This is a genomic window from Bradyrhizobium sp. CCGUVB14 (assembly GCF_024199935.1).
Taxonomy (GTDB): Bacteria; Pseudomonadota; Alphaproteobacteria; order Rhizobiales; family Xanthobacteraceae; genus Bradyrhizobium.
This window is the reverse complement of record NZ_JANADS010000001.1, coordinates 6,985,041-7,005,699: the sequence shown is the minus strand read 5'-3', so window position 1 is coordinate 7,005,699 and position 20,659 is coordinate 6,985,041. Positions and strand designations below refer to the sequence as shown.

Here is a 20,659-nt window from a genome sequence, read left to right as displayed (position 1 = left end):
GCTGTGAGAAACCGCTATCTCAGGCGCTTATAGTACTCCAACATAGTGCGTGGCGCAGTCTCTTCGCACTTGAGAGTTTTGGGCGACTTTGCACCGCTGCCGTCGATTGCTTCAAGGGTGATCGTTTGGTTGCTTCTGTTCCATGCGACTTGACCGGGAGTGTCCCATTTCATCAAAACGTCGATGTCGTCGCCATGGGCGGCTGTCACCTCTCCCTGATACACGCTTCCATGATCACGTTCAAATAGTGCTCTTTTTGATCTGGGATCCATCGTGAAGTACATGTATCCCGCTTCGGCGCATCGGACGGAGATCGGGTGCAGAACCGCGACATTGGATCGGAAGCTTAGGATACTCCGCGGAGGCATGTCGATGCAGACGTGGGTTAAAGTAGGCCGAAACGGATCGCTCCCATTTATTCCCGGCCATGTCATTCTCTTTCTTTGGCCATCATAACTTAGGCTAAGCTCACCACCCTGAATGCGTAGAGTAAAATCGACCTGGCCATCAGCTCGCGTGTCAGACTTTCTAATTTCGCCGCTCAAAACGTTGCTCCCATCCATCGATCCAGCGATTGGAGGAGCCGTCTCAAACACAACTGCTTTTGAATTTGTGTCGAATGTCGCAAAGTAAGGCCCAACTGGCGACCTGCCCTCGCACTGCACCGAAAATTCTGATGCGCTTGCTGCGTTCATCGTCAGAAAGATCAGAACAAATGCGAGAACTTTCATGGGGCACCTCGTCCGAGCGATCGGTTGCTCTAACGTACAGGAGACGTAAGAGCTGATCCAGTGATCAACGTGAGATGAAGATGGTTGTTGTTAAGCAACAGATAAAACGTTTCTCATGATGGTCCTGTTGGAATCCAAGGAACTCAGCTTTACAACCTGGAAGTGAGTCTATTTATTGTTCGACGCGGTGCTTACGAGGTTGCGCAAAATTGTCGTCTCCGAAAAGCATTGGTGTTGTTCGAGGATGTGCCCGCGGAGTGCGTCGAATGATCGGTCGTGTGGGGCGCTTGGAATGCGCCGCCATCCAATGTGCTACGATTGCTCCATGTTCTGCGTCACGCCTTTACCTCAAGCCTTAAGCTCAGGTTCGAGGCTCCCGTCAGCATTAATTTACTGTGCAAGGAACTGACATGGCCCAGGCTGAATATTACGACCTCGAACCGGCCGATCGTACGCTTATTTCAGCAAAGCTGAGGCCCTTTATCGACGGGCTGGTGGGACATTTTCTTGCAGGCGAAACGACATCCCAGGCGATCCAGTTTCTGTTTAAGAACTTCGGTCCCGCTGAGACAGCCAACAACACGTACGTGCTTAGCCAAAAGGAAGACGGCAATTTCTATTTGGATAATAGCAAAATAGTTATCGACGGCGTGGGGCAAGCAGCGATTACTGACGCGATAACGTCGGCAATCATGGCAGGCGCGCTCGCCGTTGGTGTCACTGCCTCTTCACCCATAGCGATTGAGGTGGCCGCTGGGGCGGCATCCGCGATTGTCTGGCAAACTTTTGCTGAGCCAGTCGTGGGGCACATATATGAGATATTCAATGTCGCATCGACAAAGCTTGAGATCACAAATAGTGATGGAACAATTGGCGGTGGTGTAGTCTATAGAAACGGATTGTCTGGGATCACGCCGCTTAAAGCCGCTATGGACCTGTTGAGTTGGTCCGCCACTAATGCGACTAAAAAGTTCGGGGTAGGTTCCCATGTCGAGCTCTATGTCAACAGCACCAATCGACTTGGCTTTGACGTTCTTGCGTTAGATGTTTTGACGCAGATCAGTCAAGCGCTCGGCATTTCGAAAAGTGATATCGAGAATAGGGCGGATGGTATTGATGCAAACGGCGAGCTCGCAAAAAACATCGATCTTTTGAGCACCTATTTGGCGCCGAATGGGACCAACTACAACATACTAGAGTCGAGCGCGCAGCTTAGCCTGCGCATGTCTGACGCCAACGGAAACTTTTTTACTACATTCTCGAAAGACAGAATGTCGTTTGGCGGAGACCTAAATTATGTTGACCTGACCAAGCAAATCGCCGCGTTCGGAACGAGCGGAAGTGACAATCTCGATTTCGGGGGCGCGACCGGGCAGGTTTTTGCATACGGTGGAGATGGATCGGACACAATTCGAGGAGGTACAGGCGATGACAGGCTGTGGGGCGATAGTCCCACGAATACCACTGCCGGATCGATCGACTTCATCTATGGCGGTGCTGGCGATGATCAGATTTTTGGTGGTGCAGGTGACGATCAGCTTTTCGGTCAGGATGGCCGAGATCTCATTAGGGGCGGGACTGGCAACGACACAATTGATGGAGGTGCCGGCCTCGACACGATTTGGGGAGGGCTTGGAGCGGACACGATCCATGGTGGCAGCGATGACGATCTGATCCAAGGCGGATCTGATATCCCCCAAGAGAACGACACCGCAACGAATATTCTCTATGGCGATGCGGGCAACGACATTGTTTTCGGCGCGTTCGGTGACGATACGCTGAGTGGTGGAGCTGGCAATGATTATCTGGACGGTGGTCTAGGAACAGACACAGCGCTCTATGATGACGCAGGCTTAAGTCAGACCATCGAGATTTCTGGTGGTGGAGCAGCGCCAGAAGGACAGAGCGCGTTCGGGCCCGGTAGCTTCCTCACTTTGAAGCGCGGATCGGAAGTTGATGTGCTTCACTCGATTGAGAAGCTCGATCTCTCCAGCGATTCGGATACGGTCAAGGTCGTGTCGGGTGCGGACTTAACTGGACTCGAAGAGATCGACGCCGAAGGGGGCAAGAAGGACATCTTCGACGCTGAGCAGTATGACGGCAAGCTTGAGCTCGTGAGAGGGCATTTGATTGGAGATGGCATTGACATCATGCTCATCAATTTTGAGAAGGTCATTTTGCCAAACTGGGGCGGGTACAATGACCTTATCCCTGACGGAATTAGCGACGTAGCTACTGGCGATGGCAACGACGTGATCAGGGTGTCGGCAGTTAGTGGTGGTGATATAACTGGCTCGATAGACGTCGACGCAGGCGGTGGAAGCGATACGGTCAGCGTGAAACTCCCCGGCGTTACCGTAGATCTTGGTGCAGGTGATGACACTCTGAAGTTGAGCGCGCCGGGGACGATTGTCCACACCGGCGATGGTAATGACAAGATTGAGGCGTCTCACAATGGGCAATTGCTAATTGAAGATGCCAGCAGCACGGATCGCATCACTTATTATGGCAGCGTTCTTACCGGCGGCGTTCAATGGGGGGTCGAAAGCAAGTACGCCTACGGAATTCATGGCGAACGTTACGGACGTAACGCCCAGGGCAACCTTGTCATTATCGACGCACAGGGCAACGAAACCTTTCTCCCAGGCTTCAACTTCACGACCGATGCCTCAAGCAATCTTACGGCGGGTCTGTTCGTCATTCAGGTGACTTATCAGATCGAGCGCAGTAACGGCTGGACCGCTGGTTTCGAAACGGCGGCCTCTGCGGTCAAAGCGATGAAGAAGATCGCGCAAGCACTGACCGGCGTGATGCGAAGCGGCACGGATCCTCTGGTGCTGGATCTCAACGGCAACGGAGTGAGCCTGTCGTCCATCGCGGGCAACAGCGCCTCCTTCGACGTCGACAAGGACGGCTTTGCCGAGCGAGTGGGCTGGGTGCGCGGTGGCGACGGCATTCTGGTTCGCGACCTTAACGGCAACGGCAAGATCGACGATATCGGCGAGATGTTTGGCAACGATCAGACGTCTGGTTTCACCCAGCTTGCGACGCTCGACGGTAATCACGATGGCAAGATCAGCGCGGACGACAACGGGCTCGTCGATTTCAATGGCGACGGCATCGTCGACGCCTCCGACACGTTCGACACGCTTAAGGTCTGGGTCGATGACAACGAAGACGGCAAGACCGATGCCGACGAGTTGAAGTCGCTGGCAGAGCTCAACATCGTCTCGATCGGGGTGGGATCGACGGCCTCGACCACGGTTGATAGCGGCAACACCATTGCTGCGACGGGCACGTTCGAGCGGGGCGACGGTACGACCGGGACAGTGGGTGAGGTGCAGTTCGACACCGACAACACCAATACGACCTGGCTCGGCGATTCATCCGTCAGCGCCGAGGCGGCGACCCGTCCCGATATGAAAGGTTTCGGTACGCTTACCGACCTGCATGTGGCGATGACGCTCCATCCAGACCTGATCGCCACGGTCGATGCGGCCCTGCCATCTCTCAATACGCTTTCGCTTGCAAGCTTGCGCGATGCTGCACGGACTATTCTCTACGCCTGGGCGGGCGCCGTGCCCGTACCGGAAGGCACGCCCGGCACTGAGACGACGCACGACTTCTGGTTCGTGGGTGATGTGACCAGGACGGGCGGCGTGGCCTATGACTTTCTTGTCAAGAAAGGCGAGTGGGCACCGGAGTGGACTGGCGGGACCACGGTCCACGTGGACCCGCAACCCTATTATGGCTACGCGAGCGGCCAATACGTTTACAATGCCGATAAGACCGTCGTTTATGACCATCCGACGATCGATATGGTCCTAGCAAGCCCTCCGGTGCAGGGAAGCTGGAACAAGCTTACGGCCCAGGATATCGCCTTCCTCGAGCGCTATACCGGCGTCGATCTGGGCTTCGTCATCAGCGAGAACCCGAGCGCAGACGCGATCCAGGTCATCGCGAACGGCCTTACGGCCTCCTGGAACGAACTAAACAGGCTGGCCGTCCGCCTTGCCGCGCAAGGCCCGCTGGCGCCTTTCTTCGCGGGCATCACCTACGATGTCACGACCGATACATTCCGGCCCACCACCGAGCATCAGCTCGTGCCGATGCTGGAAGCGATTTTCCACGCTGCGCCTGCAACGGCGAGCGGCGCGCAGGATTATCTCGCGCAATGGCACGACATCATCAACGTCGTCCTGCCTGACTTTCAGCGCGACAATGACGGACACCAGCTCACCGACGCGTTTCTGTTCCAGAATCTGGTCGGGGCCTATGAAGACGTCCCGCTGGCGATCTCGCTGCAGCAGGCGGCGTCGATCTTCGATATCCCGGCAGCCGAGATCAAGACCGGAAGCGGCACGCTGGTAGGCGACGATAACAATACCGATCTGTTCTATCTCGACTCCTCCAATCAGGTGCTACAGGGCCATGGTGGCTCGGATGCCTATATCGTCGGTTACAATTTCGGCCACGACGTCATTCAGGACGTCTGGCAGGGCCTCGGGCAGAACCAGGAAGACAGCATCTGGTTCGCGCATCTCAACGCGTCGGACCTGACTTTCACCCGCGACGGTCTCGATCTTCTGATCACCCAGAACGGCACCGACAACCAGATCCGCGTTGTCGACGAGTTCGCAGGTCGCCGGCCCGGCCTCGTGACCGCGTTCCAGGATTTCGACAAGCAGATCGAAATCTTCAAGTTCGCGGACGGTACCACCTGGGACCAGCTTGATCTCGCCAGGGTCATCGGGATGCCTTCCTATGCAACCGACGATACCCTCATGGGTACCCCGGACGTCGATTTCCTCAACGGTGGCGCGGGCACGGACTACATGTCCGGCGGCGACGGTGGGGACCATTATTTCTTCGGCCGCGGCTACGGCCACGACACCATCGAGGACAGGGAAGTCTGGGTTTGGGGGGACTCGCCCGACTACGTGCATTTCGGGGCCGGCATCACTGAGGATGACGTCACCTTCCAGCGTGTCGGCGTCAGTGATGACCTTCAGGTCACGATCAACGGCACCAACGATGTCCTTACGGTTACCGGCCAATTCGGCGTCGCCTACGGCCTGCTAGACACCCAGCAGGACCGCATCGAATATTTCACGTTTGATGATGGCAGCTACATCGGTTGGGAAGATATCATCAAGTCGATCGATGCAGCGGCCGGCACCTCTGGCGACGATGTCATTACCGGCTTCAGCTATGACGACGTTCTCGACGGTGGGGCCGGCAACGATTTCCTAACCGGCGGCAACGGCAACGACACCTACGTGTTCGGCCGCGGCTACGGCTCGGATACGATCGAAGACCGCCTTGGCTACATCCTGAGCGGTACGGTGGACACCGTGCAGTTCAAGGCGGGGATCTCGCTTAGTGATCTCACGTTCCATCATGACGGCAATACCAGCGATCTCCGGATCACGATCAATGGCACAGATGACAGCCTGAAGATCATTGGCGAGTTCTCTATCGTCTACGGCCTAATCGCAACGATGGATGACCGGATCGAGAACTTTACCTTCGCCGACGGAACTGTGCTCGGCTGGCACGACATCCTGCTGCAGATTGACGCGGCCGCCGGAACGGACGGTAACGACACGATCTACGGCTTCAACTACGATGACACGTTGGCGGGCGGCAAGGGTGACGACTATCTCTCCGGCGGGGCGGGTAACGACACCTATGTGTATTCCCGCGGCGATGGTCACGATACGATCTATGACCTTGCCGATGCGCAGGGGCCGGAGTTCGACACCTTAGTGCTGCACGGCATCAACCCGGCCGACGTCTCACTGGTCGCCAACGGCACCGACGTCACCCTCGTGTTCGCCGAGAGTGCGCTCGGCGCGGGCGACGGTGGCTCGGTGCTTCTTCAGGCGGAACTCGACGACTGGTTCGCGCAGGGCATCGAGCAGATCACTTTCGATGACGGTACGGTCTGGACCCAGAGCGATTTGCGCGTGAAGGTGCTGGCGACGGAATCGACGCCAGGTAACGACACCATCGTGGGCTTCAACACCAACGATGTCATCGAAGGCGGTCGCGGAGATGACACCATCAGTGGCGGTGCGGGAGACGACACCTATATCTACACGCGCGGTGACGGCAATGACTCTATTGCCGAGGTCTGGCTCGGCAACTACAGCAGCTTCGACACGCTGAAGCTCCATGACATCGCCCCGAGCGCGATCAGCCTGGTGCGGAACGGCAACGATCTGACACTGGTCATTGCCGAGAGCGCACCTGGCGCCGGTGACGGCGGCAGCATCCTGCTGAAGTCTGAATTGGGCGGTGCAGTGGAAGGTGTCGAACAGATCGTGTTTGACGATAACACGCTCTGGACCAAGGACGATCTGCGGCTGCGCGTGCTGGCGGAGGCCGCTACGGATGGCAACGACACGATCAATGGGTTTGATACGAACGACACGCTGCGCGGCGGCAAGGGCGACGACATCCTGTACGGCTGGGCGGGCGACGATACCTACATCTATTCTCGCGGCGACGGTAACGACACCATCTACGAGGTCTGGCTCGGCAACTACTCGAGCTTTGACACGCTGAAGCTCCAGAACATCGCGCCCTCGGCTGTTCAGCTGGTGCGCAGCCAGAACGACCTCAGGCTGGTCGTTGCTGAGAGCTCACCCGGCGCGGGCGATGGGGGATCGATCCTGCTCAAGGATGAACTCACTGGAGGGGCGGTCGAGGGGGTCGAACAGATCATCTTTGACGACGGAACGACTTGGACCCAGGCCCAATTGCGCGAGATGGTGCTCGCGCAAGAGGCCGCCTCGGCAGATACCGCGATCTACGGGTTCGGCAGCGACGATACCATTTTTGCCGGTGCGGCCGACCGCTCGCTATACGGCGCCGGCGGGCGTGATACCTATGTTTACAGCTCGTCGGGCGGCAACGTCGTTGTCGTCGATCCCGGCAATCTTCAATCCATATTGCAGTTTGCCGATGTCAATTCGATGGATGTGACCTTGTCGCGTCCCGTCGCCAATGGCGGCGCCGATCTGGTCATTACCGTGAACAGCACGGGAAAGACCGTGACGGTTCGGGGAGAATTCTCCAACAGCGGTGGTGCTCTCCGTGGTATCAGCTTCGCCGACGGCGCGATCTGGAATCCCGATCAGGTCAAGAGTGTTCTCGCCGGGCAGAGTGCGGGTGGCTATCACTTCAACCGCGGCGATGGTCAGGTCACCCTCGGCCAATCCACCAACACCGTTCTGCTCGGAGCTGGTATCACACCGGACGACATCATATTGCAGGCGAACCAGCGCAATCTGACCGTCAGCCTCAGGGGAACGGGCGACAGCTTCACCATTTTGGACGACCTGACGCAGAACACTTGGGGCGTATCGAGCCTTCTCTCGAAGTTGCAGTTCAGCGACGGAACCTCGTTGGCCGTGGGCCAGCCGAGCGCCGGTCACGGGTTGCCGCTTACGTTCACCTGGCTTGGTGCGGTCAAAAACTACTGGATCACCGGCTCCAGCTACGGGTCCAACGTATTCGAGATCACTGTCGGCGACGGCACGGTCAATTTCACCAGCACCGCGACCGCTGGCAGCACAAATCTGATCGAATATGTGAAGGGCGCTGGTAACGTTGGCGTCAATCTTAATGGCGGAAGAGGCGCCATTGCATTCGGAAGCAATGTGGCGGTTCAGGATGTCTACCTGCAGGCCAATTCGAGCGGTGCCCTCTCGATCAAGTTCCGCAATGATCTCACCGATGGAATTTCGATCCCCGGTGACCTGACCAGCAGCGGGGGGATCGTCACTAGCGCGATTTCGCAACTGCAGTTCAGCGACGGTTCGGTGATCAATCTTGGTGGAACAGGCAACACCCCCACCTTCAACTGGCTCGGAAATAGTAACAACTACTATCTCACCGGTGTTGCTTTTGGCACGAACGTTTATGAGATCACGGCGGGTAGCGGCTCGATCAACTTCACCAACAATTCGGCTGTCGGCGGCACGAACATCATCAAGTACGCCAAGGGCACCGGTTACGCCGATGTTCAGCTGAACGGCGGAACGGGTATCCTCGCCTTCGACAGCAATGTGTCGGCGCAGGATGTTTACCTACAGTCGAATTCGAATGGGAATGGCGATCTGTTCGTCAAATTCCGCAATGATGTGACCGACGGCCTCACGATCCATTTTGATCTGACGAACAACGCCGGCGTCGTTACCAGCGCTATCTCGCAACTAAAGTTCAGCGATGGGTCGACAGTCTATCTTGGTGGGCCAGGCAATCTGCCAACGTTTACGTGGTTTGGGAACACCTCTGGCTACACCATCAACGGCGCCAACCTCGGTACCAACGTGTACGAACTTTCGACCGGCGGCAAAGTCAACTTCGGCAACAATGGCGCGGTAGGCGGCACGAACATCGTCAAGTTCGACAAGGGTGACCAGAACGTCGCCGTTGAGGCCGCTGGCTTTGCGGGCGAGTTGGATCTTGGTGCGAACATCTCTGTCCAGGACGTCTACTGGCAGACTGATGGATACGGCGATCTGATCCTGAAGATCCGGGGGGATGATGCGGACAGCATCAATGCCTGGCGCGATTTGGTGCTGACCAATGGCGTCGTGACCAGCGCCATCAAGACGGTGAGGTTTAGCGACGGCTCAACTCTGGATATGAGCCATGGGCCATCGACGTTCACGTGGATTGGCAGCGCGCCTGGGTACACGATCAATGGTTCAAATCTCGGCACAAACGTGTACGAACTCTCGGCCGGCGGTAAAGTCAACTTCGGTGATAGTGCCGCGTCGGGCGGCACCAACATCGTCAAGTTTGACAAGGGTGACCAGAACGTCGCCGTCGAAGCCGCTGGCTTCGCGGGCGAATTGGATCTTGGTGCGAACATCTCTGTCCAGGACGTCTACTGGCAGACCGACGGCTACGGCGATCTGATCCTGAAGATCCGGGGGGATGATGCCGACAGCGTCAATTTCTGGCGCGATCTGGTGCTGACTAACGGCGTCGTGACCAGCGCCATCAAGGCGGTGAAGTTCAGCGACGGCTCCGCCCTGGATATGAGCCATGGGCCAACGGCGTTCACTTGGATTGGCAGCGCGCCTGGTTACACGATCAATGGCTCAAACCTCGGCACCAACGTGTATGAGCTCTCGGCCGGCGGTAAGGTCAATTTCGGTGATAGTGCCGCGTCGGGCGGCACGAACATCGTCAAGTTCGACAGGGGCAGTCAGAACGTCGCCGTTGAGGCCGCTGGCTTTGCGGGCGAGTTGGATCTTGGTGCGAACATCTCCGCCCAGGACATCTACTGGCAGACCGACGGCTACGGCGATCTGATCCTGAAGATCCGGGGGGATGATGCCGACAGCGTCAATTTCTGGCGCGATCTGGTGCTGACTAACGGCGTCGTGACCAGCGCCATCAAGACGGTGAAGTTCAGCGACGGCTCGACCCTGGATATGAGCCATGGGCCAACGGCGTTCACTTGGATCGGAACTGCCAACGGCTATAACCTCGTTGGCAGCAACATGCGCTCGAATGTGTTTGAGATCGCCCAAGGCAATGGTGCCATCACGTTTGGCAATGCAAGCAACGGAGGAGACGGTAAAAATACGATCCGATACGATATCGGCGACGGGCTTGCCGATGTTCAACTCAACGGCGGCAAGGGCGTCATCACCTTCGGCAGTAATGTCGCGGCGCAGGATGTCATCCTGCAGTCAACAACCAACGGCGATCTGATCGTGAAATTCCGCAACGACTCGGCGGACGCGATCACCATCCACAACGACCTCGTCTTCGGCAACGTCAATTCCTACGGGATCAGTGCGATCCAGTTCGCGGATGGGACTGCCTGGGACTACACGTTCATCGCCTCGAACGCTTGGATCAGGGGGACGGCTGGGAATGACTCGATCAACCTTCCGGCGAACGCTGCGACGGTTGATGCCGGCGGGGGCGATGATACCCTGAACGTCTCCGGCACTGGGTCCGACCGGATTGTATTCGGCGCTGGCTCCGGTCACGATGTACTGGATAACCCCGGCAACGGCTATCAGCGCAGCGACGTCCTCGATCTCACGGGCCTCTTGCCCTCTGACGTCGTGTTGTCGCGGTCAGGGAACCAGTTGATCGTGAAAGTGCTCTCCACCGGGGATACCTTCACCGCGCTTTGGCAGTTTTACGATGGTGGTACGTCGGTCTACGGCATCAACTCTATCAAGTTCTCCGATGGAACAGTCTGGGACCGGGCAACGATGGCTGCGAACGCCTGGGTCCGGGGCACCGCCGGCAATGACTCCATCACCCTTCCGGCCACCGGCATCACCGCCGATGCAGAAGCGGGCGACGATACACTCACCGTTTCCGGCAATGGCTCCGACCGGATCGTCTTCGCCAAGGGATACGGCCACGACACCTTGACCAACCCCGGTTCGGGCTACAACCGGGATGACACGCTGGCGCTCAGCGACATCAATCCATGGGATGTGCAGTTCAGCCGCAGTGGCGACGCCATGACGTTGAACGTGCTTTCGACGGGGGACTCGCTCCGCGTGAACTTCCAGTATTGGGGAGACGGCAGCCAAATCCAGGGTCTTACCCACATTCAGTTCGCGAATGGCAGCAACTGGAGCAGATCCAATCTTCTCGATGCGACCTCGACGTTTACCTGGAGCGGCAGTGCCACGAATGCCACACTCACCGGAAACGACTACGGCTCGAACATCTTCCAACTCGGCGCGGGTGGGGAGATGGCCTATGGCGGAGCCCGAAGTAACGTCTTCCAGGTCACGTCGAGCACCGGTCAGGCGCAGATCAACCTGTCCTCGGCCACCGGTTCAAAGAACGAGCTCGATTTCCTGAGCGGGATCACCGACCAGAACCTGTGGTTCGAGCGGGCGGGCAACGATCTTAAAATCGACCTCCTTGGGACCAATACCAGCACTACGATCGGCAATTGGTTCTCGGGGGGAGGCGGGGCTCTGCAAGAGATCACGGCTGGCGGCCTGAAAATCGACAGCCAGATCTCGCAACTCGTGCAGGCGATGGCGACTTATTCGTCGAACAACGCGGGATTCGATCCGACGAATTCCAGCATCCAAACGCTGCCGAGCGACACGACGCTCCAGAGCGCGGTTGCAGCCGCTTGGCATGCTTGAACGGGCAACTATTGGCGCTAGTCCCAACAGGAGGGCCGAGGAAATTCCTTGGCCCGACTGATTCGTTTCCAAGAAGAGAGGGTAAGCTGGCGTTGTCTAGTCGCAGCTTGCCCAAATGGCCAATCATGGATTGGAGCGAGAGCTCAAGTTTTTCAATTGGTAAGAGGGCGCCGTGCGCACGACGTGTGCACCGGTAGATCAAGAAAAGATCTCATAACCGCTATTGTGAGTGGGCGTTCGGAGTTGGGCAGCGTCGCTTCTCCTTGGTGCAAGTCAACAACCAAACTTCCGTGCGAAGGGCGACGGGCTAGTGCCCGCCAGCAACTCATCGAAGAGAAAGCGTGTTAAATCTATCGAGGCGCACTCCTGGATGAATGTTGGTCAGCGCTGAGTCTCGATAAGGCCTGGTTATCGAGACTTAGCCACGTCCGTAATGAGGGGTGAGCGGACCTTGCAGGGCCTAGGATATTGAGTCCGCAAGTGACCCATTGCGGACATTACGTAGAACGAGCATCATCGCGCGATGATCAGTAACGGGCTGACCGATATGCGCACGTGGGCTGTTTGTTTGATTGCTTATTGCGTTGCCTGCACTAACGCTGTGGCCTGTTTCGGCACAGTAGAATACAGGGGCGGCATACTCTTCGAGCATGTCCCGATCGACATCGACGCGCCGATTGTCATCGAAGCGACGATCTATGAAGTTAGCGGAAATGAGCTACGGGCGCGAGTGGATCGAGTGATCAAGGGATCGACCGATGCCAAGCATGTGAAGATATTTGTGACCGAATTAGACTGCCCTCAGGTTGGCGTTGGCATCGGGCAGGGGATTGTTCTCGGAACGCTTCGAAACGATCCGCAGCATGGGATCGTGTTGCAAGCAATCCAGAAAGCCAACGCGTTCGACTGGTCCAAAGCATTCTTCGCAAAACAAATGAAATTCATGATGCTGCAAAGTGCTTCAAAGGCGAGCTCGGGGCTACTGAGTGCCGCCTACATGGTATTGGTCCAGAATAGAAATTGAGCCCAATACTTGAAGTGAGTCCGCTTCTGGCCCGTTCCTGCCGATGGTTAAGCCCGCCATGGGGACCTACCGCGTCAGTATGCCGAATCGGCAGTTTCACGCTTGTCGTTGGCTTCCGTGAAGTTTATCGTTGTTGCCGCCGCGCATCCTGATCCTTTACAGGGGCACGTCCCGCGCTCTGCCAGACCGTAGTTCGAGCTGCGCCTCACCGCTCCCCCACATCCCAAAAGTTGTTTCGCCGAGCTGCGCGGACAGCGCCGTCGTTCGTTGCTGATGCAAAATCTGTAGGCGTGCGGTCCTGAACTACAAAGGGAGCCTGAGGTAACCAACATCGATAGCCATCGGAGCCCGAGAAGATGATCTCAGCCAAATACTGCCGACTTATGGCTCGTTACAACACTTGGCAGAATGCCTCCTTGGTAACTGCCGCTGATGGATTGACGAATGTGGATCGCTGGAAGGATCGAGGTGCGTTCTTCCAATCGATAGCAGCTACATTGAATCATGTTTATTGGGCTGATGCCCTGATGCTGCAACGATTAAAGGGGAACGCTCGCCCCGAGGAAACCATCAAACACTCGCTCACCAACCCATCGGATTGGTATGATTTCAAGACGCTCCGTTTGCAACGGAACGAAGAAATCGAAGAGTGGGCAGCTCTGTTGCTCGACGCGGACCTCAACGGGATGGTTGTCTGGTATCCGGGGGACGGTTCAAAGCGGATCGAGAAGCCCAAGGCTCTCTGTGCCATTGAACTCTTTAACCACCAGACCCACCACCGGGGTCAGGTCCACGCGATGCTGACAGCAGTGGGTGCAAAACCAGCGCCAACTGATCTTTCGATGCTGCCTTAAGGGCCGCGAAAGAATGGCCGATGTCGCCTTGTGTTCCGCAGCCGACCTTCCAGAGTAGTCGGCGGATCATCGGCTTTTGACCCAAAGCTGCCACCGAGGAACAGCTTAAGGGATGCGCCGATCTCTCGGGCCGACGAATTGGGCGATGGGAAGCTTTTCTACTGCGTGCGCCAAAGTGCTCCACATCTCAGCGCCCACTTTCGCATTAGTGCAACCGCCATCGTAAATGAGGTGCTCACGCGAGCGAGCGCCTGAGTACCACGCAATCTCAATCAACAGACCGTCGAACGCCCAGTCGGGGCAGAGCGCGGAACCGCGCTCGACCAGCACCTCTTGACCCCGCTTGGACGGTAAGGTGCAAGGCTTGCACGAAATGCCGCAAATTCCGTTGGGGTCACTCTGAACAAACGTTTTCCTTTGATGGCCACAAAGTACTCACCATCGTAAATCGCTCGCCCGTTGCTAGAGACGGTAACCGTGTATCCTGGACACGATCCCTCACAAGGCGAGGTACGATAGGTGATCGTTTCGATTGGTGGTGAAGCCGCTACCGCCGCAGCAACCAGCATCGCCTTCATGAATGATAGCCCGGGTCTTACGTTACCAGAGTGCTCGAATAACACACGCCGTAGGTGTTGTCAGCTTTTGGCCCCCCTTGCAGACTAACTTTGCGGACGACTGATAGTCCGCTCATTGATCCAAAGCGGACACTCTCGATAATGCCTAATTATCGAAAGCGAAAAGCTGGCGACCGCGATCGATCAGAGCTAATGGTACCGGCCGAAACGAGCCATTCTGAAAAATCGAAGCGGGCCATTATTCGTCGATCCATTGCGGCATGTGCTGGCACGACGGCTGAGCATTGCAGCCGGTGCACCTATAGATCCAGCCACGCCCAACACGCACTCCAGTCGCATTAAGAAAGGAATCTTGGCCCTTCGTGTAGCAATTTGGGCAAAGCCAATGCGCTGGTTCGACGTCGCGTTCACTTGGTTTCAGCACGTAAGCCACGGACCTTCCCCGATTGGCTTAAGCTCGTACTTGGTCTTTTCGGCATCCCATGCTTTTCAGGCTAGCCACTTCTGCCTCAAGCGCGCGTATGCGATCAGCTTGGAGCGAATAGGTCTCGCGGGCCTCAATGGCCTTTTCGAAAGCGTCCAAGACAACACCTTGGGTACTGGCCGAAATGAGCCATTCTAAAAAGCAAAACAGGCCACCGTTATTTCGGGTCGGCCCAGCCGGAGACATCCCTGTCTATAGCAAGGCTCAACTTGAATGCATTGCAGGCAACGAGCAGCCGCCCCCGCTCAATTTTATTCGTACTATGGAGAAGCGATTTTTTCCACGCTCGAAACAATCTGGAAAAAGCCAATGCGGATTTTCGGTGCCGCGTGCATCTGGCTTCAAAATGCGAGCCACTGCTCCCTGCCCAATTGGCTTAAGCTCATACTCCTCTTTTTGAGTGTCCCATGCTTTGAGATCAGCAACTTCTGTTTCAAGCGCGCGTATGCGATCAGCTTGCACCGTGTGCGCCTCGCGGGCCTCGATAGCCTTTTCGAAAGCGTCAAGGACGAAAATTTGAAGCTCGATAGATTTGGCGCGGAACGCCTCAGCATCGCGCAAACCTACCATTGCTTTCGTGATATCGAGCGCCGCACGAATCTGTGACAGCAGCGGCGATCTCCCCAGCAGCCATTAAAATGTCCTCCTGGTTGCCCGCTACGATACCCCTCGATCCTTGAGGGCATCCGCAGCGTAGAATTCTCGGATGAGCGTCGAAGGTACACTCATATCAAACAGCCGATGGAGATCAATTAGCATCCCCGCAATGCCTGTGCGGAAGCGATTAACGAGTTCAACAAATCGATCGCTGCTTATTGCGTGCGCATGCGATTTGATGTGAGCGCCGAAATCGTCGCGGAACTTCTTTAGTTGACCGAAGTGTTGAGCATTTGTAGAGCCCTTAACGATGCGTTTGCCACCCGTCATCTTGGGGATCCATTCTTCAATCTTCACATTGAACGGCACTTTGTGTGAAGCATCGTCGATCAGAAGATCTTCTGGATGTGAGCCGTTCCAGCTCTGGACGCGCTCTGCGATGAAACCCTCAACAGCTGCCACGCCGCTTTCTGCACTCGCGATCAGGTCTTCGATCGAGTCGCGGGCCAACGCCTCGCGGATGCGTCGTTCGGCGGTCTCATATCGCGACCATGCTGGCGAAAGGGTGAGGTAGCCGTCGCCGTCAAATCCCGCAACTTCTCTTCCAGTTGAATCGACTACTGCCGACCGGATGCCTGCCCCTGATGACGAAAAGCTCTGAAATCCTGGACCGGCTAAATTCTCAAAAAATGTAACTAGTCCACCATCGCGAACGTTTGAAACGAGCTTTTCAAAATCAACCTGGTTGCGCTCGTAAAACTTCTTCACGTCCGTATCAGTGACAGGCCGGGGATGAGGATGATTCCCGCATTTGGCCATCATCATGATCATGGCCCGTGCTTTGTTTGCTGATATCCGATGCCCTCGTCGAATGGTAGATTTCAAGTCTGTCGATCCGTGCTATGGTTGATCACCGCGAGGACGCCATCAACGAAAGCTTGGCACTCAGCATGGGTCTTGAATGCGCCTTTGTATTTTCCGAGTAGGAAGATAGTTCGCCCGTGGCCTTTTCCGAACAAATATTGGCCTATTAGATTCCCAGTTTCATCTTTAAGTTCAATACTATTGATGCTTTGCGCTGCCTTAAGGTCGGTCGATGGAAGTTTGACCTGCACAACTTATCTCCAAGAAATCAACGCCGGCTTGTCAGTCTAATATGCGGTGGTTGAAGGTCGAGCGCGAAGCAATGCGCCCAAAGCTTGCTAAACCCCGCCTCGAGCCGTCAACCCTTGGGCGCTTCTTGAGGAATCGTGGTTAGTTACAACTTCAGGTGTATCAATTCAAACTTGGACGACGATAATCCCCAATTATCGAAAGTTAGGCCAAAGCCTAACCGCAGCGCTTGAAATGGGAACGAGACTACCCTTGATGAGCTTGTATCTCGCCGGCTCTAACAGGCTCAAATTGGCTCATGATGGATTGGAGCGAGAGTTTTAATATTGTCAGTACGTTAGGAGGTCGCGTGTGCGCGACATGTGCACCGGGAGATCAAGAAAAATCCATTGTCGGTAAGCGTGGGCGGTCGCGTTTCGGAGTGATGCCGACGCTTGGGTAGGGTACTTGCTCGACTTGAGGGCTAATAGCGCTCCTCACGAGCCGCGATCTTTGGTCGGCTTACCGCGGATGTCGCCGCAGTTGCGGTGAGGACGAAAATGGCGTCGAAGGTTCGAGCTGATTTGCCGTCCCGAACCCCAATGCTCCGCGCGGCTCTCACCGTGATATTGCCAATGCCGGACCCGCAGCACACAAGTTTTCTCTAAAGTTTGCCGAAACTGCGATCGCGCTCCTGCAGCCCTAGGCGCAGCCAAGCCGGCACGTTATTTTGCTGCCGAAGTAGATGGGATTGATGAGTAGGAGGCAAACCAGCCCTGAACGGCACGAATGCGGCGAGTGGTTGGGGGCGGTGTATGCACATCGACATGCGACCCCAGTGGCAGCCGAACGTACTAATGTCTCGACCGCAGTAGTATCGGTAGGCGCGTTCGATGCAAACAAGAAGGGTCACGGCTGACTTTGGTCCATCGAAGTGGTCTAGGATCGACGTTGTGCTGTTGACGAACGAAGTGATCTTGCCCTGAGGGTGGAAGCTGAACTTCAGCACCAGTTGCTACTACGGCGAGGTTCGTCGTCCGCGATCTTCGGATGCCGGTGAAGCGATTCAGCGAGTTTGATGGCGGTGGTCACAAGGGCGCGCATCACCATCCAATCATCTAGTGCCTTTCCGACGCCTCGCTGCCGCGAGCGCGCTTGAGCCGGTGTGCGTAGCACGTAGTTTTGGCGTTCGCTTGAGAATCATCATTTTCCAAAGCCTGCGCGACAAAGTTATCCAAGTCAGCAGCGAAGCATGCGGCGACGACGATGTCGGCCCATTGAACCACCCGCGAGAGCTCATCACGTTCCCGTTGATTTGCACGCCTTGTGCTGCGGCACGCCGTCGCAATGCGAGCAACAGGACCGAAATGGTGACGCGCAACCGTCAGTCTATGAGGAGGTCGGGAGCGTTTGCTGCGTCTAGGAAAAGCATAGCCGCTGAACAGAGCGCTCTCGTCGACTTTCAAATTTCCACGGCGCTGATTTTGAAACTTCCAAGAACCTTTGGAGGTTTTCCAAACTCGGTGTCAGTTGACTCGGGTCGTCGATGATCGAGGCATTCTAATTCGCGACGCGCGCATTTGCGTTGCGGCCACGATAGCGTCTCTCTAAAGAAGCGATGCAGATCGCTATCAATCGGACGTTGCCGGTGGTAGCGCAGGCAACCAGACGCGAGCGCGCGTCTGGGAAGGAATTGATGCACGAACGTTAGGTGTCGACTGAACGCGGACGCGGAGAGTGGATCTTCGATCCATGGTCATTGTGAGCCGAATGTGGAGTCATTGCACGTTGGACGACGTGCCGTTGATGAGGAACTTTCTGGAAATGCGGCGTGCAGGTGAGGTTGGGGCGGCAGCTCGCTTTGGTGCGAAACTGCTAAGTGGGGTGGCGTTGCTGGGGTGGTTGGAATCACCTGCTCGATCCCAAACAACGCAAGGCGTCAACGCGCTTCCACCCGTTACCGTCGATGCCCCGACGCAACAGTCGGTCCGCCGCACGTCGGCGCGTCGAAGCGCCGTTCGGGTCCGGGCGACGTCACGCAGCACCACTGTGACTGGTGCTCCGCAACCCGAAACGGTCGCGGTGCACTCGAAGCCGCCGCAGGTCGTGCCCGCCTTTGCAGGTGACCAGGTCGCTCAGGGCGCGAGACTAGGCCTGCTCGGAAACACCGACACAATGAAGTCACCGTTCAACGTGACCAGCTATACGGACAAGTTCATCCGAGATCAGCAGGCCGCGACGGGGGCGGATGCCTTGATCCTTGATCCCTCCGTGCGCAGTTCTCACCCAACTGGCGGCGTACTCGATTCTTTCTACATTCGCGGGTTTCCCGTCAATGAGGGCAACAATGGCGAGTTCGCCTTCGAGGGCCTTTACGGAATCGCGCCGAGTTATCGCATCTTCACGGACTACGTCGAGCGCATCGAAGTGCTCAAGGGGCCCTCGGCCGCGCTGTCCGGCATCGCACCCAATGGCGGCGTCGGCGGTGTCATCAACGTCGTGCCGAAGCGCGCGGCAGAGGACCTGACCCGCTTCACTGCAGGTTATGGCTCGGTCGCAGGAGTCGGCGGTAAATTTGATGTTGCGAGGCGCTACGGCGGCAGTAGGGAATGGGGCGTGCGTGCCAACGGCAGCCTGCGTGGTGGCGACACGCCGATTGATCGCCAGTCTGAAACGACAGGCGTTGGATCGCTGGCTCTCGACTATCAGGGCGAACGGTTCAGGTCCTGGCTCTACCTCATCGCCCAGGCTGATCGGTTCGACGCTCCGTCACGTCCCTTTCTCATGGCTCCCGGCCTGCAAGTGCCAAAGGCACCGGACGGTCGGCTGAACGTGACGCAGCCCTGGGAATGGTCGCGCATCAACGATCAATCTGCCTTGTGGCGCAACGAATACGATATCAATGATCAGGTTACTCTGTTTGCCGATGTCGGCGGGTCGCAGACCAATGTCGAGCGATTCTTCGGCCTTCCGACCGTCATCAACACGCGCGGCGACACGACCTCAACGCCTCAGTTCTTCGGGCTTAGCATTGATCGGACCACGTATGATGGCGGCGTCCGCGCGCGCTTCGATACCGGCTTCATCCACCATGCCGTCGCCTTCCAGGCCTCGGTCTATCATGACGCACTGTACCGGCGGCTTACCAATGGCAGTCTGGTCGCGTCGAATATCTATAATCCGACGGTGGCGCCAACTCAGTTCGCGAACGAGATCAGCGGGCGCCCTCGGCTCTCCGACAGTGAACTCACGGGGCTTTCGATCGCTGACACGTTGTCCGTGCTCGATGAGCACGTCCTGTTGACTTTGGGCGTCCGGCGCCAGGGCATCGAGGCGAACAACTATCTGTCCAATGTCGGATCGCTGACATCGTCCTATGACAAGAGCGCGATCACCCCGGTGGTCGGCCTCGTCGTCCGGCCCCGCGACAACGTCTCTCTGTACGCGAACTATATCGAAGGTCTCGCGCGGGGTGATGTGGCGCCTCAGACTGCTTCCAATTTCGGTGAAATGCTCTCGCCTTATATCGCCAAGCAGTATGAGGCCGGCATCAAGGTGGAGTTCGGCCGGTTTGCGACTACCTTCAGCGCCTTTGAGATATCGAAGGCGAGCGGTGAGCTCTCTGCCGGGCGCTTCGCCGCGACCGCTGAACAGCAAGTCCGTGGGCTCGAGTTCAACGTGTACGGCGAGCTCTTGCCGGATGTTCGGGTCCTCGGAGGCGTTTCACTGCTGGATGGCACACTGACGAAGACTGCCGTTGCGGCAAACGTGGGCAACACGCCCATCGGAGTGCCGAACGTACAGGCCAATATAGGGGCCGAGTGGGACCTTCCCTGGATGAGAGGGCTCACTTTGAATGGAGCAGTTATCTACACCGGCAAGCAGTTCGTCGATACAGCCAACAAACAGCCGATCCCGGATTGGACGCGTCTCGATCTCGGCGCTCGCTACACGACGGCGATCAACGGCAAGAGGACGACTTTCCGCGCGAACGTTCAAAATGTGACCGGCGCGGCTTACTGGTCCAGCGTGGCTTCATTCGGAACATTTTTCCTGGGGGCACCGCGCACGTATCTCCTGTCGATGACCATCGACATGTAATCGCTGCTCCTACCGCCTGGTAGGGTGCTTCAAGAATGGATC

Annotated in this window: 9 protein-coding genes; 4 read left to right on the top strand and 5 right to left on the bottom strand. The window is 56.8% G+C overall.

Features of this window, described 5'->3' with window-relative positions:
• Nucleotides 1-14: 14 nt before the first annotated feature.
• Nucleotides 15-731 (bottom strand): hypothetical protein, encoded by a 717-nt coding sequence (locus NLM32_RS32785; RefSeq protein ID WP_254132852.1) that lies wholly within the window; start codon nucleotides 729-731, stop codon nucleotides 15-17.
• Nucleotides 732-1,141: 410 nt separating this feature from the next.
• On the opposite strand from NLM32_RS32785, the gene NLM32_RS32780 reads away from it, so the two are divergent.
• The 3 genes from NLM32_RS32780 to NLM32_RS32770 all read left to right on the top strand — a co-directional run bounded on the left by NLM32_RS32780 (nucleotide 1,142) and on the right by NLM32_RS32770 (nucleotide 13,765).
• Nucleotides 1,142-11,887, top strand: coding sequence for a calcium-binding protein (locus NLM32_RS32780; protein ID WP_254132851.1), 10,746 nt, complete (start codon nucleotides 1,142-1,144; stop codon nucleotides 11,885-11,887).
• 523 nt (nucleotides 11,888-12,410) lie between these two features.
• The gene (locus NLM32_RS32775) at nucleotides 12,411-12,911 is read left to right on the top strand and encodes a hypothetical protein (RefSeq protein ID WP_254132850.1); all 501 of its coding nucleotides are present in this window, start codon (nucleotides 12,411-12,413) and stop codon (nucleotides 12,909-12,911) included.
• A 356-nt stretch (nucleotides 12,912-13,267) separates the two neighbouring features.
• A complete protein-coding gene (locus NLM32_RS32770) occupies nucleotides 13,268-13,765 on the top strand; it encodes a DinB family protein (RefSeq protein ID WP_254132849.1) in 498 nt (165 codons plus the stop codon).
• 272 nt (nucleotides 13,766-14,037) lie between these two features.
• Here the strand turns inward: NLM32_RS32770 and NLM32_RS46420 are convergent, their stop codons facing one another.
• From NLM32_RS46420 to NLM32_RS32755, 4 genes are all read right to left on the bottom strand, one after another.
• Nucleotides 14,038-14,334 (bottom strand): DUF6438 domain-containing protein, encoded by a 297-nt coding sequence (locus NLM32_RS46420; protein WP_375143652.1) that lies wholly within the window; start codon nucleotides 14,332-14,334, stop codon nucleotides 14,038-14,040.
• 697 nt (nucleotides 14,335-15,031) lie between these two features.
• A complete protein-coding gene (locus NLM32_RS32765) occupies nucleotides 15,032-15,397 on the bottom strand; it encodes a hypothetical protein (protein ID WP_254132848.1) in 366 nt (121 codons plus the stop codon).
• A gap of 87 nt (nucleotides 15,398-15,484) precedes the next feature.
• Nucleotides 15,485-16,255: a hypothetical protein gene (locus tag NLM32_RS32760; RefSeq protein WP_254132847.1), complete on the bottom strand. Its 771-nt coding sequence runs from the start codon at nucleotides 16,253-16,255 to the stop codon at nucleotides 15,485-15,487.
• Nucleotides 16,256-16,305: 50 nt separating this feature from the next.
• Nucleotides 16,306-16,539: a hypothetical protein gene (locus tag NLM32_RS32755; protein ID WP_254132846.1), complete on the bottom strand. Its 234-nt coding sequence runs from the start codon at nucleotides 16,537-16,539 to the stop codon at nucleotides 16,306-16,308.
• Nucleotides 16,540-18,268: 1,729 nt separating this feature from the next.
• Here NLM32_RS32755 and NLM32_RS32750 point away from each other — a divergent pair.
• Nucleotides 18,269-20,617, top strand: a complete 2,349-nt coding sequence (locus NLM32_RS32750) for a TonB-dependent siderophore receptor (protein WP_254132845.1) — start codon at nucleotides 18,269-18,271, stop codon at nucleotides 20,615-20,617.
• Nucleotides 20,618-20,659: the final 42 nt, after the last annotated feature.